We start from the raw sequence: 23,449 nt of genomic DNA on the forward strand, positions 1-23,449 counted from the left end.
TGAGGAGGGGCGGATCGGCGCCGATGAGCGGTGCCCGCCCCGGTGGGTGCTCCCGGTGGGCGTTCCCGGTCACGGGGCGTCAGGCGTCGCCGCTGAGCTTTCCGCCGGTGCCGTCCGTCTTGTCGTTCGCCTTGTCGTTCGTGCCGGTGCCGGTGCCGGTGCCCGTTCCGGTGTCAGTGCCGGTGCCGTCGCCGGAGATCCGCTCGCCGCCCCAGTCCAGGAGCTTGGTCGCGGTCTGGAAACGGCGGTCGGGCTTGGAGTCGCCGAGGATCACGCCGATGAGCCGGTGGCCGTCACGGTCGGCGGCGAACGACAGGCAGTAGCCCGCGGCCCGGGTGTAGCCGGTCTTGACGCCCAGTGTGCCGGTCGCCTTGCCGAGCAGCTTGTTGGTGTTGGTCCAGGTGTGAGCCCGGTGCAGCTTCGACTTGGGCACCGCGTAGCGCCTGGTGGAGGCGATGGTCAGCAGTGTCCGGTCGCCGAGCGCGACCTCGGCGAGCTTGGCCTGGTCCTGGGCGGTGGAGTAGCCGCCGCTCGGTTTGGGCAGCCCGTCGGGGTTGGCGTAGCGGGTGTCGGCCAGGCCCAGCGAGCGGGCCGCGGCGTTCATCTTGGCCACGAACTTCGCGTCGCCGGGGCCGTAGACGCGGGCCAGCGCGTGGGAGGCGTCGGCGCCCGAGGGGAGCATCACCCCGTAGAGCAGGTCCCGGACGGTCAGGCGCTCCCCGGCGCGGAGCGAGGCTCCGGTCGCGTCGTTGGTCGCGGCGTGTTTCACGTCGGCGGCGGTGATCGCGACGATGTCGTCCAGCCTGGCCTCGCGCAGCACCACGTAGGCCGTCATGACCTTGGTCAGGCTGGCCACCGGCATCCGCTTGGTCGCCTGCTTGCCGAAGAGCTGGGTCTGCGTGGTGGCGTCGAACAGGTAGGCGGCCCGCGCGGCCACGGTCGGCGCCTTCCCCCGGGCCGCGCCGCTCGCGGTGCCGTGAAGGGCCGCGGGAGCGGCTTGGTGAACGGTCTGTACGGCGGCCCGCCCGGCATGGGCGGGTGCGGCGATTCCGGCGACCACGGTGGTCCCGGTGGCCAGAGTGGCCAGTGCGGTACAGACGATGAGGCGGATTCCCCCGTTTTGCATGGGAATCATGGTGGCAGAAGTGACCGTCATTATTCGGGTCTTGGCGGCTTGACTATGGAGACACCGACGTGTAGGCCGTGTGCCCGGGACGCGGGCTCACGGGATGACGGCCGCGTTCCCCGTACCCTTCGCGTCCGCGGGATCCCCGGCGACCCCGGGATCCCCGGGATCCCCGGGATCCCCGGTCTTCTCCGTGCCCGCCGACTCCGCGCGCCGCCGCGCGGCCCCGCGGTGCCTGCGGACGAGGACGAGGGCGACGGCCACCGCGAGCACCGCCACCAGGCCCGCGCCGGCCAGGAGGGGGGAGGCGGCGGCCAGTTTCAGCCAGCCCCAGACCATCGAGTACAGGCCGAAGGAGGTCACCGGCACCCAGGTCAGGCAGCCGAGCGCGCTCGCCACGGCGTACCAGGGGTAGGAGACCCGCAGCACCCCCGCGACCCAGGGCAGCGTGTGCCGCAGCCCGGGAACCCAGAAGCAGCCGTAGACGGCGAGCGCCCCCCACCTGCTGACGGCCGCCTCGACCTTGCGGACGCCCTGCGGGCTGATCTTCCTGCCCAGCCGGGAGGCGTAGAGCCTTGGGCCGAGCTTGCGGCCGATCCAGTAGTAGGCCTGGAAGGCGCAGAAGAGACCGATGCCGCCGATGAGGACCCAGAGCCACAGCGGCATCCCGAAAAGGGACGCTGAGCTGGGATCGGGGATGCCTGCCGCGAGCGTTCGCATCTGTGAACATCACCGCCCAAGGTTTCTTTGCCGTACTCGATATTAGGTCAGGCTTACCTCACCCTGTACAGGGGGGCATGCCGTACAGGAGGACTGCAACCGGACGTCAAGCGGAGATCAACCCTCCGGGGGTTACATGTAGGGGGAACGAAAGGGAAGGGATCCGTCATGAGTCCGCGAGGCAGTGTCGCGCCGGTGGTGGCGAGTGGAACCGCGAGCGTCGTGAAACTGCTGGTCGCCACGCTCGCCTTCACCGGTGCCTACGTGGGGGTGGAGGCCTCCCGCACCGCCTCCGCCGGGGCGGGCGCGGAGGCTCCGGCGCAGACCGTGACGCTGTCCTCGAAGGCGGTGCCGGACAGCACGGCCCAGGACACCTCGCTCCAGAAGGCGGTGTTCCAGAACACGGCGGCCCAGGACACCGTGGCCCAGGACACCGTGGCCCAGGACGGCGCGGCGCGGGTTCCGGCCGTCGGGACGGTCACGGTCAGCCCGGTCACCGAGTCCGAGCCGTGCGACAAGCCCTACCGGTTCCAGAGCGTCATCGACAACCCGCACCCGGAGCGGGCCGTCTCCTACGGCTGGCGCCTGCAACGCTGGAGCGAGGGCAGCCGGAGCTGGCGCACCTACCTGAGCGGTAACTCCGGCTTCACCGGCAGGCGGCAGACCGTCGAGTGGCAGCCGCACGTGGTCGACAACCCCGGCTGGTACCGCGCCACGCTGTCGGTCTCCGGCGCCCCGTCCCTACGCAGCGAGAAGTTCCGCGTCAGCTGCTGAGCGAGCGCTGCGCCGCCTCGATCCAGCGGGGTACGCCGACCCGCCGGGCGACGGCCAGGGCGTTCGCGTAGTGGGGCTTCACCGCGTCGGCGAAGCCCAGCCGGAGCGCCAGGTCGCCCAGGGTCAGCGAGACCGGCCACAGCGCCACCACACCGGTGCCCGCGCCCGCGATCCGCTCGGCGAACGGCTGCAGCGTGTCGTAGGCCTCGGTCATCCGCTCCCTGTCGTCGAGCAGCATGCCGGCCAGGGCGCGCCAGATCATCGCCAGCTCGTAGAGGAAGTCGGGACGGACCGGGGTCTTGACCGCGATGACGGCACGCGCGTCACGGGTGTGCCCGGCGGAGGCCAGGGCGACCGCGTACGCGTCGAGGGTCCACTTGGCCCCGCGCTGGTGCGCCTCGGCCAGCGGCTCGACCATCTCGGCGGCCCTGCCGTTGACCAGGTGCAGGCAGAACGAGGTGATCAGCGGCAGGTCCTGGCGGCCCTCCAGCATGCCCGCCCGGGCGGTCAGCCGGGCGGCGTCGCGGTAGGCGCGCTCGGCGCCCGCGAAGTCACCGGCGATCATCAGCCGCTGCCCGGCGTACCACGCGCCGACGGCGGCGGGCGCGGGCAGGCCGTACCGCCTGGCGAGCCGTTCGGCGGCCGCCACGTGCGCGTCGGCGTCGGCGAACTCTCCCGAGGCGGCGGCGCACTCCATGAGCACGAGATGGGCCAGGGCCTGGACCGATACCTGGCCGGTCGTCTTGCCCACCTCCAGCAGCTCCCTGCCGATGACCTCGCGCTCGCCGACGGGGGTGATGCCGTAGGACTGGCGCAGCCGCCCGCTCAGCGCGGTCGCCAGCAGCGCCGGGTCGCCGCTGCGCCTGGCCAGCTCCTCGGCCTCCAGCGAGGCCTGCTCGCCCCGGGGGGTCGCCGACCCCTCCAGCTCCAGCGCGAGGGTGGCCAGCAGACTCGCCCGCAGCGACTGCTCGCCGGCGGGCAGCTCGACCAGCGCCTGCTCGGCGACGTCGACGATCTCCCACGCGGTGCGGGTGAAGTCACGGGCCATGCCCTTGTGCGGCACGGCCAGGGAGGCGGCGACCCGGGCGGTCAGCTCCAGGTTGCCCAGCGGCAGGGCCGCGTCCATCGCCTCGCGCCGCCGCCTGCGGGCCGCGGCCATGTCCCCGCACAGCGCCAGCGCCTTGATCAGGTTCAGGGTCAGCAGCAGGCGCTCGCGGGTGCTGTCGGAGGTGTGGGTGACGCCGGAGCGGTCGAAGGCGGCGATGGCCTGCTCCCACAGCGAGGCCGCCTCACGGTGGGCGAAGCGCCGTTCGGCCTGCTCTGCGGCGAGCCCGGTGTAGCGCACGGCCTTGGCGGCGGTGTCCGCGGTGCCCGCCGCGTCGTAGTGGTGGGCGATCGCGGCCACGTCGCCGGGGTGCCTGCGCTCGATCGCCGCGGCGACCGAGGCGTGCAGCCGGGAGCGGCGCAGCCGGGAGGCGTCGGAGTAGAGGGTGTCGCGGACCAGGTCGTGGTCGAACCTGAGCATGCCGGGTCCCGGCTCGGTGACCAGCCCGGCGAGCAGCGCGGCCTCGACCGCCTCGACCACGGCGTCCTCGTCGCCCGTCACGTCGATCAGCACGTTCACGTCGACGTCGCGGCCGATGACGGCGGCCTGCAGCAGGATCTGCTGGGCGGGCGCGGGCAGCCGGGAGATCCGCCGCCGCAGTACGTCGCGGACACCCGAGGGCACCCCGGAGATCACCTCGGCGGCCGTCGCGCGGTCGCTCACCGCCTCGGCGTCGAGCAGGCGCACCGTCTCGCGCACGAAGAAGGGGTTGCCGCCGGTCCGTTCGACGATGCTGTTGACCGCGTCCGCGTCCACCTCGCGCACGCAGGTCGCCCGGACCAGCTCGGCCACCGCCTCGGTGTCCAGGCCCGCGAGGCCGACGCGGACGGGGCCGAGGCGGGCGAGCGCGGCCAGCACGTCGGACTGCTGGTCGCTCAGCTCACTGTCACGGCAGGTCACGACCAGCAGCACCCGGCTGGTCGCCAGCAGGCTCGGCAGCGCCCGCAGCAGCGCGAGGGTCTGGTCGTCGGCCCAGTGCAGATCCTCCAGCGTCAGCAGGATCGGCCTGTCCCTGGCGACGGAGGCGAGATAGCCGCCGACCGCCCGGTGCAGCCGGAAACCGCCGGAGGCCTGGTCGTCGTCGGGTTCCGGGGCCGTGTCGTCCAGCAGCGGCGCCAGCAGCTGGGCGTACTCGCCGGGGCCCGTGGCGTTCACCAGGGTGCGCAGGATCTCCACCCACGCCCAGCCGGGAGGGGTCGCGCTGCTGTCGGGGCACGCGCCGGAGGCGGTGCTCCAGCCTTCGTCGGACAGCCGTTTGGCCAGCTGGCGGACCAGCGTGGTCTTGCCCGCGCCCGCGTCGCCGCCGACCAGCGCGACGGTGAAGCGGCCCGTCCTGGCCGCGGCCGTGACCAGCCGGTCCAGCTCGACCTCCCGGCCGACGAACGGCTCGGGCTCCAGCGGCGGCAGCTCGGCCGGCGCGACGGCGGGGCGGGGCGGCCAGGTGTCCGCGGGCATCGCCGGGCGCTGCCTGCCCACCGGCGGGGCGGCCAGTTGCAGGCCGGGGTCCTGGGACAGGATGTCCGACTCCAGCTTGCGCAGCGCGGGCCCCGGGTCGATGCCCAGCTCGTCGGCGAGGATCGTGCGGGCCCTGCGCAGCGCGGCCAGCGCGTCACCCTGCCGCCCGCACCGGTACAGGCCGAGCGCGAGCAGCCGCCAGCCCTCCTCGCGCAGCGGATGCTCGGTGGTCAGGGCCTCCAGGTCGGGTACGGCCTCCGCGGGCAGGCCCAGGCGCAGGCCGCTGTCGGCGTGCCGCTCACGGGCCACCAGGCGCAGCTCGGCCAGGCGGTTCACCTCGGCCTCCGCCCACGGCTGGTCGGCGAAGTCGGAGTAAGGGGTGCCGCGCCACAGCCCCAGGGCCTTCTCCAGGCGCGTCCGCGCAGAGGCGGGGTCGTCGCCCTCCAGGTACTCTCCCGCCGCGCGGACCAGCGCCTCGAAACGGAGAGCGTCCACCTGGTCGGGGGCGACGCGCAGCGCGTAGCCCGAGGCGACGGTCACCAGCAGCCTGTTGGGGCCTCCGCGCGGGCGTCCCGGCTCCAGGACCCGGCGCAGACGGGAGATGTAGACCTGCAGGCCCGACTGGGCGCTCTTGGCGGCGTCGTCGTCCCAGAGGTCGTACAGGAGCGAGTCGACGGGCACGACCTGCCCGCGAGCCACCAGCAACCGGGCCAGAACGGCACGTTGCCGTAAACCGCCCAGGTCGAGCTCGTCGTCACCGGAGTGCGCCTCTACCGGACCGAGGACCCGGAACGCCACGCTGTCAGCCGCCATATCAGCCGCCACGCTATGCGGGCCTTCGAATCGCGCACAAGGTTTTTCCCAATCTAGCGGCTGATCGGCTCTTTCTCGGGGGCCTGAGCGGCGTTGCCGCGCCGACGCAGAAACGCCCACGCGCCGAGCGCCAGCCCGCCGAAGGGGATTTCGACAGTGTAGGTCCAGAAGCCGAAAAGCAGCGCAGCGGCCGTCGCGGAATCGAGCGGCGCCCCGAAGAAGACCAGCGCGCCGACGGTGCCGGCCTCCATGATGCCGGTCCCGCTGGGGGTCACGACGGCGGTGGTCAGCACCCTGGACAGCGCGAACACGGCGATGGACTGGGCCAGCCCGGGGTAGGCGCCGGTCGCCAGCAGGCAGCAGACCAGGATCAGCCACTGCAGGCCGAGGAAGGCGATCATGCCCAGCGTCAGGCCGGGCCAGCGGTGCCGTACGACCTGCGAGGTGTCGGCGCGCAGCCTGTTCAGCGACGCGGACGGGGCGTGCTCGGAGGGGCGGAACCTGTGGGGCAGCAGCCGGACGCCGGAGTCGAGGGCGCGGCCGAGCGCGGCGGCGGCGCGGTCCCAGTAGAGGGCGACGGCGACCACGACGACCAGGGCGAGGATGGACAGCGCGCCCACCCAGCCCGCGCCCGTCACGGCGGGGCTCAGCGGCTGCCCGCTGAGGAGCAGGGCCAGGATGCCCACGGCGGGCAGGATGAAGCGGAACAGGGTGTTCCAGATGCCGCTGGTCAGGGTCGACACCACCACCGCCCGCAGCTGGAACCCCCATCCCTTGGTCATCGCGATCGTCATCGCCACCCCGGCGGCGCCGCCGAACGGCAGGAGGTTGCTCACCGCGCTGCCCGCGGCGTTCAGCGTCAGGGCCTGCAGGTGGGTCAGACCGGGCAGGGAGGCGGTCAGCACGAAGGTGTAGGCCAGCAGGCTGGCCAGCCAGACGACCGCCATCAGCACGATCATCTGCCAGCTCAGCCGGGTGAACTGGGTGCCGATCTGCGTCCACGAGACGTGCTTGCCGGTCATCGCCTCCACGATCTGGGGCAGGAAGCGCACGAGCGTGGCGGCCAGCGCCAGCGACGCGACCGAAAGCCCGACCTGAACCCACCTGTTCTTCATGAAACCTCCCCGAACAAGTGTGCCGTCAGGTCACTCATCCTTTGGGAGGAACTTCGAAGGGATGCTTCAGCCTGGTGCCGGGCGGCAGCCCGCGCCGGACGTACCATTCGGTGCCGAAGATCAGGCGGTAGAGCGGCCGGGGGATTTTGAGCATCACGCCCAGCGTGCGGGTGTCGGCCCCGGTGGCCTGGGAGACGTGCGCGGCCATGCTCGCCCGTTTCTGCCGGGCGAAGCGCCGCACGCCCACCCGGTGGGTGATCGCCTCGCCGGGGGAGTAGGCCCGCTCGAAGGCGCGGATGTCCAGCTGGGGATAGAACCGGTGGATCAGGCGCAGCCCCCTGAGCAGGGGATCGCGGTTGACGGTCGCCTCCAGCACGATCGGGGTGCCCGCGATCCGGGCGGCCAGGGTGCCGACCCGGTGCACCTGGACGTGGTCGGGGTGCCCGTACCCTCCCGCGGGGTCGTAGATCGTCAGCAGGTCGGCGTCCTCCTCGGTGAGGATCGCGGCCAGCCGCCCCGCGGCCTCCTCGGTGTCGGCGTCGATGAACGCGTCGTCGGGGCGGTCCTCGGCGACGCCGCCGTCGGAGGAGAGGCCGGAGTCGCCGTAACCGAGGTTCACCACCCGGGCGCAGCCGAGCGCCGCGGCCGACCTGTACAGCTCGGACATCCGGGCCGCGCCCAGTGTCTCACCGGGTTCGAGGTCGGCCAGGCCGAGCTCCCCCGAGGTCGCCACGACGAGCACCACCCGGTGGCCCTCGGCGGCGAGCATCGCCATGGTGCCCGCGGTCAGCAGGGCCTCGTCATCGGGATGGGCATGGAAGAACACGGCTGTTCTGACGGTCTTGATCGCCCTCACTCCGTTCGCGCGCTCCGGCCCGCCCCCGGCGGGCACGCAGGCATGATCTCACGCGGGGCTACGCTGGCACGGTGAGGATCCTCCACGTCAGTGACTGTTACCTACCGCGCCTCGGCGGGATCGAGGTGCAGGTGGCCGACCTGGTCCGGATGCAGCGAGAGGCGGGTCACGAGGTCGAGGTCGCGACCGCGACCCCCGGGGAACCACTGCCCGGCGTGCACCGGATCGTCGCGAAGCTCCCCTTCGACCTGCCGGTTCACCCGTTCGGGGTCGGCCGCCTGCTGCGGCTGGCGGCGGCGCGACGGCCCGACGTGGTGCACGTGCACGCGGGGGCGGTCTCGCCGTTCGCCTGGATGGGCGTGCGCGCCGCCGTGCGCGCGGGGCTGCCCGTCGTGGTGACGGTGCACAGCATGTGGGACCCGGTCACCCGGGGGATCTACCGGGGACTGCGGCTGCTGTTCGAGTGGCACCGCTGGGGACTGGTCGGCACCGCGGTGAGCGAGGCCGCGGCCGTGCCGATCCGCGCGGTCGCCGGGCGAGGGGTACCGGTGCACGTGGTCTCCAACGGCCTGGACGTCTCCGGCTGGCGCCGTCTCGGCGAGCCGGCCGGTGACGTCTCCGGTGACGCCTCCGGCGGCCCTTCCGCCGCCGCCTCCGGCGGGCATGCCCCGGATCCGGGCTCGGCCGCGGCTCCGGCTCCGGGACCGAGGGAGCCCGGCGAGCCGGGCGAGCCCGTGCACGTGGTGGCCGTCGGGCGGCTGGCGCCGCGCAAGCAGCCCGTACGGCTGCTCAAACTCCTCAAGGAGGCCCGCGCCCAGGTGCCCGGGAGCACGCCGATGAGGGCGACCGTCGTCGGCGACGGCCCCGCGCGCTCCCAGATGGAGCGCTACCTGCGGGCCAACGGGATGGGCGGCTGGGTCTCGCTGCCCGGCCGCTACAGCCGCGACCGGATCCGCGAGCTGCTCGCCTCGGCCGACGTGTTCGTCGCCCCCGCGCCGCGCGAGTCCTTCGGGCTGGCGGCGCTCGAGGCCAGGGCGGCCGGGGTGCCGGTGGTCGCGCGCGCCCAGAGCGGGGTGGCCGACTTCGTCCGCCCCGGTAAGGAGGGCCTGCTCGGCGAGAGCTTCGAGGGGCTGGTCGCGTCGGTGGCCAGGCTGGTCCGCGACCGCGAGCTGCGCGAGTCGATCGCGGCCCACAACCGCGAGACCGAGCCGGTGCGCAGTTCGTGGCCGGTGGTGCTGGAGGGCTTCGAGCGGTGCTATGCCGAGGCCCGCGCGGTCAGGGGCTGACCCGAGGGGCCGTCCTGCTCGGCACCGCACCCGCCCGAGGCCCGCGCGGTCAGGGGCTGACCACAGGCTGACCGCAGGCTGACCGCAGGCTGGGTGGGCTGAGTGGGCTGACGGAAGCCGACGCGGGCCGCGGGGCCGACGACGACGGCGGGCTGCCCGGAGGGCGGGGGCACCGGGTGGCGGGAGCCGGCGTGCGGTGCGGGAAAGCGGAAGGCCCCCGCCGGGCGGACGGCGAGGGGCCTTCGAGGCCGGTACGGCCGTCGCGCCGCGCTGCCCCCCGCAGGCGGGGCGACGGCCGTACCGGGAGTGTGCCCCCTCTCCCCAAGGGGGCACCGGGTCGTCAGGAGGTGCAGGCCTTGGCCAGCTTGGTGGTGGCCTCCTGGGCCTGCTTGGCCATGTCCTGCGCGGCGGTGGCGGCGCCGGCCGGGTCCTTGGGGTCGATCTTGAACTTGCCGAAGGTGGCGGAGAGGTCGTTGAGCGCGGCGGCGAGGTCGCCGTCGGTCTTCCCGGCCAGGTCCTTCAGGTCGGTCGACAGCTTCTGGCTGGCGTCGTTGAACTTGTTCAGGTCGACACCGGCGCTCGCCATGGAGGTGCTGTAGTCGCTGAAGGCCTTGGTCCACGGCGCGTCGGCGCAGAAGGAGGCGTTACCGGACCCGCCACAGGCGGCGGTGAGGGAGAGAAGGGCGACTCCCGCGACGGTGGCGGCGATACGACGGGAGGAGAGGACGGAGAACATTTCTGCCTTTCATTGCATCTTGTGACAGGCAGAACGTTAGAGGATCTTACTTGCGGATCACTTTCATAGCGCTTACAGGAGTGACTCCTGTTACTCAGGGTGATTCCGATCCTCCCGCGGGTAAGAGGCCGCCATGGCTGAGGCGACGATCGATTCCGGCCCTGCCCAGCACTCGCTCAGGCGGGTGATCGGGCGCAGGGTGCTGTTGCTGTTCGTGGTGGGAGACATTCTCGGTGCGGGGATATACGCCCTGGTCGGAAAGGTCGCCGGATATGTCGGCGGCGCGCTGTGGCTGCCGTTCCTGGTCGCCTTCGTGCTGGCCTCGCTGACCGCCACGGCCTACGCCGAACTCGTCGGGAAGTACCCCCGGGCCGCCGGGGCCGCGCTGTACGCCAACCGGGCCTTCAACACGCCCTTCCTGACCTTCGTCGTGGCCTTCGCGGTGCTGATGAGCGGGATCACCTCGGCGAGCGCGGCGGCCAGGGCGTTCGGCGGCAAGTACCTCGCCGAGTTCGTCACGCTGCCGACGGTCGCCGGGGCGTTCGTCTTCCTGGGCCTGGTGACGCTGGTGAACTTCGCCGGGATCTCCGAGTCCATCAAGGTCAACGTGGTCCTGACCTTCATCGAGGCGTTCGGCCTGCTGGTCATCGTCGCGATCGGGGTCTACGCGCTGTTCTCCGGCGACGGCGAGCCCGCCCGCGCCCTGGAGTTCCACCCGGCCAACGGCGCATTCCTCGGCGTGCTCGGCGGCACGGCTCTGGCGTTCTACGCGCTGCTCGGCTTCGAGGATTCGGTCAACCTCGCCGAGGAGTCCACGGACCCGCAGCGCGACTATCCCCGGGCGCTCTTCGGCGGCCTGGCGGTGGCCGCGCTGATCTATCTGGCGGTCGCCTTCACCGCGACCACGCTGGTCGACACCCAGACCCTCATGACCTCCAGCGGTCCCCTGCTGGAGGTCGTCAAGGTGGCGGGCCTGACCTTCCCGCCCAAACTGTTCGCGCTCATCGCGCTGCTCGCGGTGGGCAACACCGCGCTGATCAACATGCTCATGGCCTCACGCCTGGTGTACGGCATGGCACGCGAGGGCATCGTGCCGAAGGTCTTCGCCTCGGTCCACTCGACCAGGGCCACCCCGTGGGTGGCCGTCCTGTTCACCACCGCGGTCGCGGTGGTGCTGGTCGCCACCGGCGACGTCGGCGGTCTGGCCGACACGACGGTGTTGTTGCTGCTGATGGTGTTCGCGCTCGTGAACGTGGCCGTCCTGGTCCTGCGAAGGGATCCGGTCGACCACGACCACTACCGGGCGCCGAGCTGGATGCCCGCGCTCGGCGCGGTCGTCTGCCTTGTCCTGGCACTGCCGGTCACGGGACGCGGCGCGGACGTCTACCTCCGCGCGGGCGCGCTGCTCGCGATCGGCGTGGTGCTCTGGTTCGTCAACAGGCTGTTCCTGTCAGAACGGGAGCGGTCGTCCTGATGGCGTGCGCAGGTCGAGAGAGGCGGGCCGGCGAGGCGGCTGAGGCTTTTGGGTAATTTGGACACGTTTCATGTCATACTCCCCCTTTGTTGGAGTTTGGGAGAGACTACGCGAACTGACCGGTGATTTGGAGATTTTTATGGGGCTCACATTGCTTTCGGGAGATCTCCGGACGGCGGACTGAGCCTTCCCCTGGTCCGGAAACGCCCACGGGACAGGGGATGCGCGGCGGCAGGACGGTCAGGTCACGAGGCGAATTCCCAAGGTAAAACTTGAAACGCGCACCGCATCCGCCCGGTTCCCGGCGACCGAGGTCCCGGCCGGGGGCGGGAGCGGCGGGCGCGGTCCCGGAATTCGCCTTCCGTATCCCGGCGTTCGTCCGGCCTTCGTCCGGCCTTCGTCCGGCCTTCGTCCGGCCTTCGTATCCCGGTGCCCGTTCCTCAGCGCCGCAGGACGAAGTCGTCCTCGTCGTCTCCCACGCCGACCGAGCCCACCGCCCACAGCGCGGTCGTGCCCGGCACCCGGGCGACGCCGACGCGGCCGACGTCGTCGGTCTCCTCGTACTGCTGGTTCTGCCTGGGCGAACGGAACAGCGGGCCGTACTCCCGCGACCACGTCGTGCCGTCGAAGCGCAGGAAGAGCGCCTGCCCCGGATGATCGGCGTCGACGCCGCCGATCCAGACGTCGCCGGGGCCGAAGGCGGTGAGGCCGTGCAGGGTCCCGCGAGGGACCGGCACCTCCACCCGGGTCCACCGTGACCCGTCCCAGTGCAGGACCAGCGGCCGCGGGGCCGGGGGCCCGGGTTCGCCGGGGTCCGCCGCGACCTCGCCGACCGCCCACACGTCGGACGGTGAGATCTGCCAGACCCGCCGCAGCGTGCCCCCGCCGATCGCCGGGACCCGCTGTTTCTCCCAGCTTCCGGAGACGCCGTGCCAGACCAGCGGGGTGCGCTCCTCCTGCGACCCGACCGCCCAGACGTGTCCCTGCTTCGCGGTGATCGCCTCAAGGGTGCCGTCGGACTTCAGCGCGTTGGCGAACCCGCGGCCGTCCCACTCCAGCAGCACGGCTCCGGACGGGCCGTTGCCGGTGAACCACGCCCCGCCGCCCGCCGCGGCGACATCCGTCAGCCGGTAGTCCTCCGCCACGCCGAACGGCCGCAGCCCCGTCCAGCGCCGCCCGTCCCAGTGCGCGGCGAACGCGTTCGCGCCGTTGCCGGCCACCCACACGTCGCCGGGGCCGCCCGCACTGACGCCGACCAGGTGGTAGACGTCGCGATCGGTCAGCCCAGGCACCTCGCGCCATCGGGCGCCGTCCCACCGGACGACGGCGGGCGCGCCCTCGCGGTCCTCGGCGCCCGCCTGGAATCCGACGGCCCAGACGTCACGGGGGCCGATCGCCGCCACGTCGAGCAGCGCGGAGCTGGTCGGCAGCCTGGCGGGCTCGGAGACCTTCCACGCGGCGGAGGGGACGGCCGCCTCGGTGGCCGCCTCGGTGGTCGCCCCGGTGGGTGTCTCGGTGGGCGTGCCGCCCGGCGACGGGCTTCCGGCCGGCGTGGGGTCCGGGACCGCGGACCGGCCCCCCGTGGACCCGGTGGACCCGGTGGATCCGGCGGATCCGGCGGTCGGCCCGCCCGTCGGCGCGGGCGCCGTACGGCCACCGCACGCGGTCACCAGAGACACCCCGACGATCACGATCGCGGCGGCCCGCAGCCCTCTCATGCCGACATCCTTCCAGGGGGCGCGGGCGACCGGTGTCCCGCGAGGACGCCCGCATAGTCCCGCCGTCCCTGGGCATCTGAGAAAACAGGGGCCGAGGGGGGCGGTTCCTTGATCCACGCAGGTGTCTCGGTCATCGTGGACGGCGGCTGTGCCGTCCTGGAACGGGGGAGTCTTCGGGCACACGTGACACGGGCGCGGAGGCGATCGTCGTGTCTCCCGCCGTCCGAGTCCGGGAGCGGGCACTCGCAGTGAGGGCGGCTTACCGCCTGGCCTGTCCCGGTTGCCGGGCCAGCAGGATGACTTGTCCTATATGAGACAGTTACACGGCTGGGAGAGGTTTGGTATAGAAGGTTGATCATGTTCGTGGGAAATGAGCCGGATTCGAATTTCACCGCCACATCCGGACTGCACGGCACGACACTCGTGGTACGGGCGAGTGGAGAATTGGATCATTACCAGACGCCGGTGCTGCGGGCGGAGATCGACAGGGCCTGGGACCTCCTGCAGGCACCGACCCTCATCCTCGACCTGTCGGCCCTCACCTTCTGCGACTCCTCCGGCATCGGCGAACTCCTCCAGGCCCGGCACCACGGTCAGCTCGCCGGCGTCCGTCTCATCCTCACCGGGGTGCAGGGAAACCTGGCCCGGCGGCTCAACCTCGCCGGCCTGACCCAGGTGTTCGAGGTGTTCCCCTCGGTCGCCGAGGCGCTCGAAGCGGCATAGACCGTCGGGGCCCGGCCGTACCGGACGGAGGCCCCGGCGACCGCGGGCACGGTGAGGGGGCACGGGCCGCCGTCTCCGGGGGCGTCCGGGGTGGTGGGACCGCGTGCCGTGGTCATCCGTGTGCCGTGGTCATCCGGGGACGCCGCCGAAGACCTCCCGCTGGGCGGCGGACAGGGCCGTGAACAGGGCTCCGTGCAGGACCGCGTCGCCCTCGACCGTGCTCGCGCGCACCTGGGTGGGGATGGGGGACAGGGCGGCGAGGTACTCGCCGACCCGCGAGGCCAGTGCCTCTCCGCCGGTCCGGCCCGTCTCCCCGCCGAGGACTACGAGGCCCGGGTCGAGGACGGCCACCGCGGTGAAGGCGACCTGGGCGATCCTGGCGGCCAGGGAGTCCCGGTCCAGCTCCCGGACGGCCTCGGTGCCCAGCAGGCCGCAGAAGGATCCCCGGGACAGGCCGAGCGGGGCGATCTCGCCCGCGCCTCCCGAGGCGCCCCTGCGCAGCCTTCCGCCGAGGGTTATCCCCGCCCCCACGCCCTTGTCCAGCCAGAGCAGGACGAAGTCCTCGCGTCCTCGCGCGGAACCGGCGCGGTGTTCGGCGACGGCGGCGAGGTTGACGTCGTTCTCCAGGGTGAGCGGGGCGTCGATCCGGCGGCGCAGCGCCTGGAGCAGGTTCGGCCGCCAGCCGGGCACGCCGTTGTCCGAGGCGAGCTCGCCGCTGTGCGGGTCCACCAGCCCGGGGGCGCCCAGCACGACCGTGTGCATGCTCCTGGGGCCCGCCGCCTCCGCGACGGTGTCGGCGATGAGCGTGACCAGGTGGTCGCCGGATCTCCCGGACGGCCGGTCCCCGGCGGGAGGCTCCGCCTCGATGTCGCGTTTGGCCGAGCCGACCGGCCGCCCGGTGATGTCGGCGACGGTCACGGTGACCGTGTCGAGCCGGATGTCGACCCCGGCCACGTGGGCGCGCTCGGCCACGATGCCGTAGAGGCGGGCGTTCGGTCCCCGCCGGTCCTCGCCGCTCTCGCCGACGACCTCGATCAGCCCGTTCGTCCGCAGGCGTTCGATGAGGTCGGACACGGTAGGGCGGGACAACCCGGTGAGCGCCCTCAGCTGGGGAGCGGTCAGGGCCCCGTGTTCGAGCAGCAGGTCGAGGGCGAGCCGATCGTTGATCGCCCGGGCCATCTGCGGAGTCGCGGTCCTCATTTATCCCCTTTTAATCAGGAAGCCTACCTGTTAATTTTTCACGGCATGCACAACGACAACCAGCGCGCCCGCACAGCGGTCGCGGCGGTGTTCGCCGTCCACGGAGCGGTCTCGGGGAGTATGGCGACCCGCGTCCCGTGGATCCAGGAACATCTGCACCTCGATTCCGCCGCCCTGGGACTTGCCCTGTTCTGTCCCGCTCTCGGGGCCTTCGTTGCCATGCCGATGTCAGGCCGCCTCATTCACCGTTACGGCGGGCGCGCGGTCACCAGGGTTCTGCTCGCTCTGTGGTGCGCCGCGCTGGCCCTGCCCACTCTCTCACCTGGCCTCGCCGGGCTGTGCGTGGCGTTCCTCGTGTACGGCGCGGCAGCCGGCATGTGCGACGTCACCATGAACGCCCAGGGGGTGATCGTCGAACGCCGCCTGGAGCGCTCCATCATGTCCGGGCTGCACGGGATGTGGAGTGTGGGCAGCCTGGTCGGCGCGGGGGTGGGGGTGCTCGCGGCGCAGGCGGGGATCGACGCGCGGATCCACCACGGGGTGGCGGCGCTCGTGCTCCTGCTCGCCGGGGCGGTGATGAGCCGTGGCCTGCCGGACACCCGCCCGGAGCCGGGGCGGCAGGCGCCGCCGCGCTTCGCCGTACCCTCGCGGGCCGTCCTGGCGATCGGCGCCGTCGGATTCTGCGCCACCTTCGCCGAGGGCGCGAGCATGAACTGGGCCGCCGTCTACGTCAAGGACGTCACCGGCGCCGGGCCCGGCCTCGCCGCCGCGGGGTACGCGGTCTTCACCCTCGCCATGGGCGCCACCCGGCTGGCCGGAGACCTGATCGTCCGCAGGCTCGGCCCGGTCGCGACCGTCCGCGCGGGAGCCCTGCTCGCCACGGCAGGTGGGGTGGTGGTCGTCGTGGCCCGCACGCCGTCACCGGCGATCGCGGGGTTCGCCCTGCTCGGGCTGGGGGTGGCCGTGATCGTGCCGCTGACCTTCGCCGCCGGGGGCAACGCGACCCCCGCGTCACCCAGCCTGGGCGTCGCGGGGGTCGCGACGATCACCTACCTGTCGGGGCTCATGGCTCCGGCCGCCACCGGCTGGATCGCCTCCCTGACGTCGCTGTCCGTCACCTTCTGCCTGATCGCGGGCATCACCCTGACGGCCGCCGTCACCGCCGGGGTCCTGCGTTCAGCGGGAGAACCAGGCCATGGCGGCCGGGTTGGAAAGGCGGACGATCACCAGGACGCTCAGCACGAGGCCGAGCAGGATGGCCACGTTGAAACCGAGGAACAGTCCTGACAGGTGGTCGGCTATTCTGAGCCCCTCGACGATGAAAACGGCGGTGCGCACCCATTTCCGCCGCGAGGAACAGCCGATCGCCAGCGCGCCGGTCGCCACGGGGAAAAAGATGTTCAGGCCGAGTAGAACCAGGGGGAACAGCAAATCGTCGCCGCTGTTCATTGTGTTGACGATGATGACGGCGAGCACGAGGCCGAGCAGTCCGGTCGCGGTCTGAAACCACATGAACATTCGTGCTGCCCGCACTTCGCGCGGCATCGGCTCGATCGCGTAGGCCTCTGACATCGGCACCTCTCCGGAGGGAACGAGGTCTCCGACGATGTCGCATGTTCGCGGAGTTTTCCACCGGCCTTTCGTCTCTCTGCTGTATCGATTTCTGGAGGATTTGGTTCCGGGCGGCCGTAGTCCCGGTTCCGGGCGGCCGCTCGCGGGGAATTCGGGCGGCACGCCCGGCCAGGATGGGGGAAATCCCGAAAAAGCCGTTTTTGTCGCTCGGTAATATCGTGAGGTGTGCCGGTCGGCGGTGAAAACGGTCAGGCCCATTCTGATTCGGTCTTCCCGGGCGGTGCTGTTTTCTCCTCCGCGGCCGGAATAGTCCGGTCGCGGCCGGGGTTGGCGCGGTTATGGAGCAGACCACACGCGGGCGTGTCCGGATCGAGCCGACGGCCAAGCGGGTGCGGGCCTTCCTCGGGGGGAAGGTCGTCGCCGACAGCGGCCGGGTGCTGCTGGTCTGGGAGGTGCCCTACTACCCGACCTACTACTTCCCCCGCCAGGACGTCGCCGCCGAGCCGACGCCCAACGGGCGGACCCGGCACTCGCCCAGCCGGGGGGAGGCGGTGCTGTACGACGTGCGGGGGGTGGCGGACGCCGCGCTGGCCTATCCCGACTCCCCGATCGAGGAGCTGCGCGACCGCGTGCGGTTCGAGTGGGAGGCGATGGACTCCTGGTTCGAGGAGGACGAGGAGGTCTACGTCCACGCCCGCGACCCCTACACCCGGGTGGACGTGCTGCCCTCGTCACGGCACGTCAGGGTCGAGGTCGACGGTGTGACCGTCGCCGACTCCCGCAGTCCCCGGATCCTGTTCGAGACCGGCCTGCCGCCGCGTTACTACCTGCCCAAGACCGATGTCCGGATGGACCTGCTCGCCCCGACCGACACCGTGACCCGCTGCCCCTACAAGGGACAGGCGGAATACTGGAGCGTCAACGGCCGGCCCGACCTGGTCTGGTCCTACCGGACCCCGCTGGAGGAGAGCCGGCGCATCGCGGGGCTGGTCTCCTTCTACAACGAGAAGGTGGACATCTACGTCGACGACGTTCTCCAGGAACGCCCGAAATCCAAGTTCGCCTGATCAGGCCGTCGCGCCGAACGGGCCGACGGCGGACACCCCCGTGCCGTCGGAGTCCTTGGTGCTGTCCTTGGTGTTGCCCTTGGCGTTCCGGCTGACCGGGGTCCAGCCGTTCACCCCGGCCGTCGGGGGAGGCGGGCGCACGGCGTTCGGCCGTCCCCGTTCCTCGGCGGCCTCGGAGGTGACGGGAGCGACGCGGTCACCGAACTGCCGGGGGAGGTCGTGGAGCGTGCCCCGGGACCGCCGCATCCCGGATGGGAGGCCGCGGTCCGCAGAGCGGGCCGGAGACGGTCGCGGGCTAGAAGGGGAGGGCCTTGCCGGACGGCGTGCGGAGGTCGAGCGGCACCGGCTCGCGTGGGGGGCGCGGACGCTGGATGACATGGATCCTTTTCACGATCCCGCTCCTCTCTGGGCTTGATCACCGGGTGTTACCCATGCGCGGCCCAAGAATCACCTATCGGCGTATCACATGAAGCACACTGGCCACACGCTCCGCAGCGGTGGCGACGTCTTCGGCCTGTCCGATACGGCCCGCCCAGGACAGCCAGAACCACCATTCGCCGTCCTCCTCATGGGCGGCGAGGACGTCCTCGGTCATGGTCGGGACCATCGGGTTGATCACGTGGAGGCGGGGATACAGGCCCGGCGACGACTTCAGTCGCACCTGGAAGGAATGGGCCTCGAGTTGGGAGGCGAGTCGCCGCAGATGGTCGACGGCCTCGCCACGCTCTGCCGTCATATGGATCACTCCTGGCGGACGGATGATGGCTTTAATGTGCAGAGTGAGGTTTGACGGGATCTGAGGCAATCGCCCCCTCGCCGGATCGGTGCCCGATCAGCGGAATACACAGGAAAGTTGTCGTTGTTCCGTGGGAAATCCACGAATAAAGGGAATGCAAAGCATGAGCATGCTTACGCTGTGCTTCGCTCTCGTTAATCTTGCGTAAACAGCGACGGGGAGGCGCCGTGGCCCGAGGTGAACATTCGCCGTCGTGCGCACGACGGTGGCGCGATCAGGCCGCGTCGGAGCAGTGGACACCGTGGCAGACCACACAGGCCATCCACGGCTGCTGCGGTGTCAGCCTCCTCAAGGCGCACCGCCTGGCCAGGGGGTGGTCGGCAAGGCAGGTCATCCAGGAGCTGGAGGATCTGTGCGAGCGCCAGGACCTGGGGGAGGCGCGGGCCAGCATCGACCTTCTGAACGCCTGGGAGAACAACCGCGCCAGGCCCCGCCCGCAGACCATCGACCTGCTGGCCCGCCTCTACCGGGCCAACGCGGTACGGCTCGGCCTGGCCGGCGACTACTGCGACGACAACGGCGGCACCAGGGTCGTGGTGGTCTCGGGCACCGGGGGGCGGACGCCGTACCGCGCGGAGGACCGGATCGACGACGACATGGAGCGGCGCGCCCTGTTCCACCACGCGCTGCTGGGCTCCCGGTTCGGGATGAGCGGGCGGATCCTCGCCGAGATCGAGCGGACCCGCCAGGAGCTCGACCGTACCCTCGCCGTCACGACCGTGACGGAGGAGCAGCTCGACCGGCTCGACGAGCAGGTGCTGCGCTACCGCCGCGAGTACATCACCAGCGCTCCGCTGCCGATGCTCTACCGCCTGATGCTGGAGCTGTGCGACGTGCGGACGCTCACCGCCGCCAGGCAGCCCGCGATGACCCAGCGCCGCCTGCTCAGCGCCACCGTGATGCTCGCGCTGCTGTCGGCCGACGCGCTGATGAAGCTCGGCGACACCCGTCAGGCCCACGCCTGGTACGGCACCGCCCGCACCGCCTCCGACGACATGGGCGACCTGAGGCTGCGCGCCCTGGTCAGGGCCCAGCAGGCGATGCTCCCCTACTACTACGGCGACCTGGCCGAGACCGTACGGCTCGCCCGGGAGGCCCGGATGCTCGCCGGAAGCGCGCCGAGTTCCCCGGCGGCGCTCGGCGCGGCGGCCGAGGCGCGGGCGCTGGCCAGGATGGGCGAGCACAAGGCCGCGAGGGTCGCGCTGGCCGAGGCCGAGAGGATCTTCGCCAGGATGCCTCCCGAGGGCCACGACCACCTGGCCTTCCGCTTCTCCGAGCGGCGCCTGCAGTTCTACCGTCTCGGCACCCTGATCGAGCTGGGTGAGGAGGTCGACTGGACGCCCGGTCCGTCGGGGGCCTACGCCATCGACCCGGCGCTCCTCCTGCTCGACCAGGCCGCCCACCAGGCCCGGGACGGCAAGGTCGACGAAGCCTGCCACCTGGCGGAGAAGGCCCTGCTCCAGGTTCCACCCGAGCACCGCACCTCCATCGTGCTCAGCCGCGCCAGGGCGGTGCTGTCGGAGGTACCGACCGCTCGGCAACGGGCCATGGTGGTCCGCCGCCTCGCCGACCTGCTCGCCGACGCCACGCCGGTCAGCTGATGAGCCCGCTCGCTGAGGCGGCGTTCACGGTTCTGCGTGAGGTCTGCGAGGACCTCGGGATCGACCACCGGGACGCCGAGCTCCTGCGCGTGCGAAGCAACGCCGTCTTCAAGCTGCGCAGCAGGATCGTGGTCAGGATCGCCACCGCGCCCAACGCGCTGACCCGGCTGCCGCCGGTGCTCGCGGTGGTCCGCTGGCTGGCCCAGCAGGGATTCCCCGCGGTGCGCCCGGCCGACGAGATCTCCGACCAGCCGGTGGTCCACGAGGGCAGGGTCGTCACCTTCTGGCACTACGTCCCGGCCAGCGGCCATCCGACGACCACCGAGCTGGGGGAGATCCTGCGCAGCCTCCACCTGCTGCCGGTGCCTCCGGTGGCGCTGAAACGGTTCGCCGACCCGCTGGCCGAGATCCGCGGGGCGGTCGACCGCTCCGGGGTGCTCACCCCCTGCCAGCGGGCCTGGTTGCGCGATCGTGTCGCCGAGCTGTCCGAGCGCTGGTCGGGCCTGGACATGCACGGCTCGCCGGTACTGCTGCACGGCGACGCCTGGATCGACAACCTGCTGCGCTGCACCGACGGCCACGTGGTGCTCTGCGACTGGGACGGCGTCGCGGTCGGCCCCCGCGAGTGGGACCTGGTCCACACCTACCACGGCCAGCGCCGCTTCGGCCTGACCACCGCCGACGTGGACGCCTTCGCCGACGCCTACGGCAGCGACCTGCGCTCCTGGCAGGGATACTCCACCCTCATGGAGATCCGCGACATATACGCCGTGGGCATCCACATCCGCAACGCGGAGGCCGATCCCTTCTCCCGCCGCGAGCTGCCCCGCAGGCTCGACTCTCTCACCCGGGGCGAGCAGCATGCCCGGTGGTACATGTCCGAACCGGCCGTCGTCTCCCACTGAAAGATCTTCATGCGGGAGGCGGGCGCGCCGGAGGGCACGCTTCGCCACACCGTCCCTGTCCGTGCCCTCCGGTCGTGCTCCGGGCGCGCCTGAGCCGTCCGCGGGGGTGCGCAGGGCTCTCTCCGCCGGTGGTCACGGTCCGGGACGCCCGGCGGAGCAAGGGGGGGAGACACGCCACGTCCGGGGCGGGCGCCTGTGGGGTCCTCGGTCTCCTCACGTGCGACAACCTGGTCGAGGTGACGCTCCGGAGCACGCCGGAGAGCGTGGAGGGGGAGGTGCCGGCCCGGGTGGGGTTCGGCCGGACCACCGTTTCACTCCCACCGGGAAGGGCGGCGGGCCGAGGTCGGGGAGGGGCGCGTGCTGTGCGCCTGGAATCGCCCGTCGCCGGGTCACGCGGCCCGAAGGGCACGTGAGACGCGGCTCGCGCGGGCTGGGATCACGGTGTCACGCCTGGGCGGAGGGGCCCGGCCTCCTTCCGGACGGGGGTGGCCCGGACGGGGGCGGCGCGGGTGGGCGCCGGTCTACGCCGGCGGATGCCGGCCGATGCCGATCGATGCCGATCGATGCCGATCGATGCGGTCGATGCGGCCGATGCCGGTCGCCGGCGATCGATGTCGTCAGGTCGTCCAGGAGATGCCTCCGGGCCGGCCGTGGACCACCTGCGTGGGGTGCGGGTCGTGCGGGGAGGCGGAGGCGGGAACGGCGAAAAGCACCGCCGAGGTGATTCCCGAGAGTACGGCGAGCAGGGCGAGGGTGAGGCTCCTCGAGGTTTTCATCGTCACTCCGTAAAGGGTCGGGGAAGGGTTGTGGAAGCGCCGCGGATGCCTTGTCGGGCGCGAGTCCATACTCCCCTGTTGGTTTTCCGGGTAAACGGAGAAACGGCCCGTATTAATGTTCGCGTAAACTGTCGAGAATAAAATTAAATATCCATATATTTAATGTTAATCGGTATAAGGTGGGGCGTTTAACGGGAGGGTGTGGCCCCTCACCGGGCGGGAGTGTGAGGGCTGCTTTGTCCCGTTCGCCGACGCGAGGAGGCTGTTCCCCGCTGTCGCGACGGCCCGAAATCCGTCACTTCGCCACTCGGCCGCCCGATGTCGCGGCGATTCGGCGGTGTTCGAACGCCGGGGACCGGAGAGCGGCCGGTGTCCGCCGGTCCGAAATCGCGCGCCGGTCGGTGCCGGTCGCCCGCGGCGGATGTTTCCAATATGTTTCGAACGCGGTTCGAAAGTTGTCGGAGCCTTGTGTGAGAACTCCGGGGCGGTGATATTCGGACGCCCGCCTCGGCCTTGAGGGGTACGCCTTAATGATTCTTTTGGTTTATGCGCCGTGCCGGGCCGCTGCTTTTCCGGAGGGCTGCCCGGGAGGTGTGGCCCTCTCCGGCGGGCTCCGGGGGATGTCCCAGTAACTTTCAACCATGACCACCATCGCTGTCACAGGAGCCACCGGCAGGCTCGGCGGGCGCGTCGCCGCCCGGCTCGCCGCGGCCGGAGCCGACCAGAGGCTCGTCGTCCGTGACCCCTCCCGCGCGCCGGAGGCGGGCGGGGCGGAGGTCGCGCGGGCCGACTACGCGGACGGGGAGACGGTGCGCCGGGCGCTCCGGGGAGCCGGAACCGTGCTCATGGTCTCGGCCACCGAGCACCCCGACCGCGTCGCCCAGCACCGCGCCTTCGTCGACGCCGCCGTCGCCGCCGGAATCGGCCACCTGGTGTACATCTCCTTCTACGGCGCCGCGCCCGACGCCACGTTCACCTTCGCGCGCGACCACTGGGCGACCGAGGAGCACATCCGCGCCAGCGGGCTGCCCTTCACGTTCCTGCGCGACAACATGTACGCCGACTTCCTGCCGTCGATGGCGGGCGAGGACGGCGTGCTGCGCGGCCCCGCCGGGCGGGGGCGGCTGGCGGCGGTCGCCCTGGACGACGTCGCCGACGCGGCGACCGCCGTCCTGACCTCGCCAGGGGAGCACGTGGGCGTCACCTACGATCTGACCGGCCCCGAGGCGCTCACCCTCGACGAGGTCGCCGCGACCATCACCGCCGTGACCGGCCGTACCGTCACCTACCACGAGGAGACGGTCGAGGAGGCCTACCGGTCCAGGGCGCACTACGGTGCTCCCGGCTGGGAGGTCGACGGGTGGGTTTCCACCTACACGGCCATCGCCAAGGGGGAACTGGAGGGGGTTCGCGACGCCGTCCCGCGCCTGACCGGGCACCCCGCCACCTCACTGGCGGACCTGCTGACCTCCTGAAGGCGCCGGACACCGCTCCCGGCCCTGTCTCCCGAACCCGGCTTTCGGGCGCGGCCTCCTGGACCGGGCCCGCCGGGTTCGATCTCCCGGACGGGGCTCCTCGCCGGGAGCTTTGTCGAGTTATCAGGTGATAATTTCTGGTTTTTCTCCTTTGGG

The 23,449-nt window shown here is 71.7% G+C and carries 21 protein-coding genes; 9 read left to right on the forward strand and 12 right to left on the reverse strand.

Going from position 1 to position 23,449, the window contains the following annotated elements:
* Positions 1 to 79 precede the first annotated feature (79 nt).
* Positions 80 to 1,126, reverse strand: a complete 1,047-nt coding sequence (locus AB0N02_RS16205) for a serine hydrolase (protein ID WP_363946492.1) — start codon at positions 1,124 to 1,126, stop codon at positions 80 to 82.
* A 96-nt stretch (positions 1,127 to 1,222) separates the two neighbouring features.
* Positions 1,223 to 1,792: a VTT domain-containing protein gene (locus tag AB0N02_RS16210; RefSeq protein ID WP_363946493.1), complete on the reverse strand. Its 570-nt coding sequence runs from the start codon at positions 1,790 to 1,792 to the stop codon at positions 1,223 to 1,225.
* A 222-nt stretch (positions 1,793 to 2,014) separates the two neighbouring features.
* Between AB0N02_RS16210 and AB0N02_RS16215 the strand changes: the two genes are divergently transcribed.
* Positions 2,015 to 2,620, forward strand: coding sequence for a hypothetical protein (locus AB0N02_RS16215; RefSeq protein ID WP_363946494.1), 606 nt, complete (start codon positions 2,015 to 2,017; stop codon positions 2,618 to 2,620).
* Here AB0N02_RS16215 and AB0N02_RS16220 read toward each other — a convergent pair.
* Genes AB0N02_RS16220 through AB0N02_RS16230 form a run of 3 tightly spaced genes read right to left on the reverse strand, consistent with a single transcriptional unit; the run spans position 2,610 to position 8,000 of the window.
* Entirely contained in the window at positions 2,610 to 5,993 is a 3,384-nt protein-coding gene (locus AB0N02_RS16220) for a BTAD domain-containing putative transcriptional regulator (protein WP_363946496.1), read from the reverse strand. The two genes, AB0N02_RS16215 and AB0N02_RS16220, sit on opposite strands and share 11 nt — an antisense overlap.
* Positions 5,994 to 6,046: 53 nt before the next feature.
* Entirely contained in the window at positions 6,047 to 7,108 is a 1,062-nt protein-coding gene (locus AB0N02_RS16225; RefSeq protein ID WP_363946498.1) for a lysylphosphatidylglycerol synthase transmembrane domain-containing protein, read from the reverse strand.
* A 34-nt stretch (positions 7,109 to 7,142) separates the two neighbouring features.
* Entirely contained in the window at positions 7,143 to 8,000 is an 858-nt protein-coding gene (locus AB0N02_RS16230; protein ID WP_363946499.1) for a PIG-L family deacetylase, read from the reverse strand.
* Positions 8,001 to 8,035: 35 nt separating this feature from the next.
* Between AB0N02_RS16230 and AB0N02_RS16235 the strand changes: the two genes are divergently transcribed.
* Positions 8,036 to 9,250 carry a glycosyltransferase family 4 protein gene (locus tag AB0N02_RS16235; RefSeq protein ID WP_363946500.1) on the forward strand — a complete coding sequence of 405 codons (1,215 nt, stop codon included), beginning with the start codon at positions 8,036 to 8,038 and terminating at the stop codon, positions 9,248 to 9,250.
* Positions 9,251 to 9,590: 340 nt separating this feature from the next.
* Here AB0N02_RS16235 and AB0N02_RS16240 read toward each other — a convergent pair whose 3' ends face one another.
* Positions 9,591 to 9,986, reverse strand: coding sequence for a hypothetical protein (locus AB0N02_RS16240; protein ID WP_363946501.1), 396 nt, complete (start codon positions 9,984 to 9,986; stop codon positions 9,591 to 9,593).
* Positions 9,987 to 10,119: 133 nt separating this feature from the next.
* Here AB0N02_RS16240 and AB0N02_RS16245 point away from each other — a divergent pair, with 133 nt between their 5' ends.
* The gene (locus AB0N02_RS16245; protein ID WP_363946502.1) at positions 10,120 to 11,460 is read left to right on the forward strand and encodes an APC family permease; all 1,341 of its coding nucleotides are present in this window, start codon (positions 10,120 to 10,122) and stop codon (positions 11,458 to 11,460) included.
* A 440-nt stretch (positions 11,461 to 11,900) separates the two neighbouring features.
* On the opposite strand, the gene AB0N02_RS16250 is transcribed toward AB0N02_RS16245, so the two are convergent.
* A complete protein-coding gene (locus tag AB0N02_RS16250; RefSeq protein WP_363946503.1) occupies positions 11,901 to 13,178 on the reverse strand; it encodes a hypothetical protein in 1,278 nt (425 codons plus the stop codon).
* 357 nt (positions 13,179 to 13,535) lie between these two features.
* On the opposite strand from AB0N02_RS16250, the gene AB0N02_RS16255 reads away from it, so the two are divergent.
* Positions 13,536 to 13,901 (forward strand): STAS domain-containing protein, encoded by a 366-nt coding sequence (locus tag AB0N02_RS16255; RefSeq protein ID WP_363946504.1) that lies wholly within the window; start codon positions 13,536 to 13,538, stop codon positions 13,899 to 13,901.
* Positions 13,902 to 14,030: 129 nt separating this feature from the next.
* Here AB0N02_RS16255 and AB0N02_RS16260 read toward each other — a convergent pair whose 3' ends face one another.
* Entirely contained in the window at positions 14,031 to 15,101 is a 1,071-nt protein-coding gene (locus AB0N02_RS16260) for an ROK family transcriptional regulator (protein WP_363946505.1), read from the reverse strand.
* 45 nt (positions 15,102 to 15,146) lie between these two features.
* Here AB0N02_RS16260 and AB0N02_RS16265 point away from each other — a divergent pair, with 45 nt between their 5' ends.
* Positions 15,147 to 16,388: an MFS transporter gene (locus AB0N02_RS16265; RefSeq protein WP_363946506.1), complete on the forward strand. Its 1,242-nt coding sequence runs from the start codon at positions 15,147 to 15,149 to the stop codon at positions 16,386 to 16,388.
* Here AB0N02_RS16265 and AB0N02_RS16270 read toward each other — a convergent pair.
* A complete protein-coding gene (locus AB0N02_RS16270; protein ID WP_363946507.1) occupies positions 16,278 to 16,931 on the reverse strand; it encodes a hypothetical protein in 654 nt (217 codons plus the stop codon). The genes AB0N02_RS16265 and AB0N02_RS16270 overlap by 111 nt on opposite strands.
* An 80-nt stretch (positions 16,932 to 17,011) precedes the next feature.
* Between AB0N02_RS16270 and AB0N02_RS16275 the strand changes: the two genes are divergently transcribed.
* Entirely contained in the window at positions 17,012 to 17,740 is a 729-nt protein-coding gene (locus AB0N02_RS16275) for a DUF427 domain-containing protein (protein ID WP_363946508.1), read from the forward strand.
* Here the strand turns inward: AB0N02_RS16275 and AB0N02_RS16280 are convergent, their stop codons facing one another.
* Together AB0N02_RS16280 and AB0N02_RS16285 are read right to left on the reverse strand one after the other, a co-directional pair.
* Entirely contained in the window at positions 17,741 to 17,986 is a 246-nt protein-coding gene (locus AB0N02_RS16280; RefSeq protein WP_363946509.1) for a hypothetical protein, read from the reverse strand. It lies immediately after the preceding gene.
* A gap of 205 nt (positions 17,987 to 18,191) precedes the next feature.
* Positions 18,192 to 18,476 carry a hypothetical protein gene (locus AB0N02_RS16285; protein WP_363946510.1) on the reverse strand — a complete coding sequence of 95 codons (285 nt, stop codon included), beginning with the start codon at positions 18,474 to 18,476 and terminating at the stop codon, positions 18,192 to 18,194.
* Positions 18,477 to 18,703: 227 nt separating this feature from the next.
* On the opposite strand from AB0N02_RS16285, the gene AB0N02_RS16290 reads away from it, so the two are divergent.
* Both AB0N02_RS16290 and AB0N02_RS16295 read left to right on the forward strand, forming a co-directional pair.
* Entirely contained in the window at positions 18,704 to 20,137 is a 1,434-nt protein-coding gene (locus AB0N02_RS16290) for a helix-turn-helix transcriptional regulator (protein ID WP_363946511.1), read from the forward strand.
* Positions 20,137 to 21,042, forward strand: coding sequence for an aminoglycoside phosphotransferase family protein (locus tag AB0N02_RS16295; RefSeq protein ID WP_363946513.1), 906 nt, complete (start codon positions 20,137 to 20,139; stop codon positions 21,040 to 21,042). Before AB0N02_RS16290 ends, AB0N02_RS16295 begins: the two co-directional genes overlap by 1 nt.
* Before the next feature lie 617 nt (positions 21,043 to 21,659).
* Here AB0N02_RS16295 and AB0N02_RS16300 read toward each other — a convergent pair.
* Complete coding sequence (locus AB0N02_RS16300) at positions 21,660 to 21,818, reverse strand: hypothetical protein (protein ID WP_363946515.1); 159 nt, start codon at positions 21,816 to 21,818, stop codon at positions 21,660 to 21,662.
* A 641-nt stretch (positions 21,819 to 22,459) separates the two neighbouring features.
* Between AB0N02_RS16300 and AB0N02_RS16305 the strand changes: the two genes are divergently transcribed.
* Positions 22,460 to 23,293: an SDR family oxidoreductase gene (locus tag AB0N02_RS16305; protein WP_363946516.1), complete on the forward strand. Its 834-nt coding sequence runs from the start codon at positions 22,460 to 22,462 to the stop codon at positions 23,291 to 23,293.
* Positions 23,294 to 23,449: the final 156 nt, after the last annotated feature.

This window comes from Streptosporangium sp. NPDC051022, assembly GCF_040683035.1.
Classification (GTDB): domain Bacteria; phylum Actinomycetota; class Actinomycetes; order Streptosporangiales; family Streptosporangiaceae; genus Streptosporangium.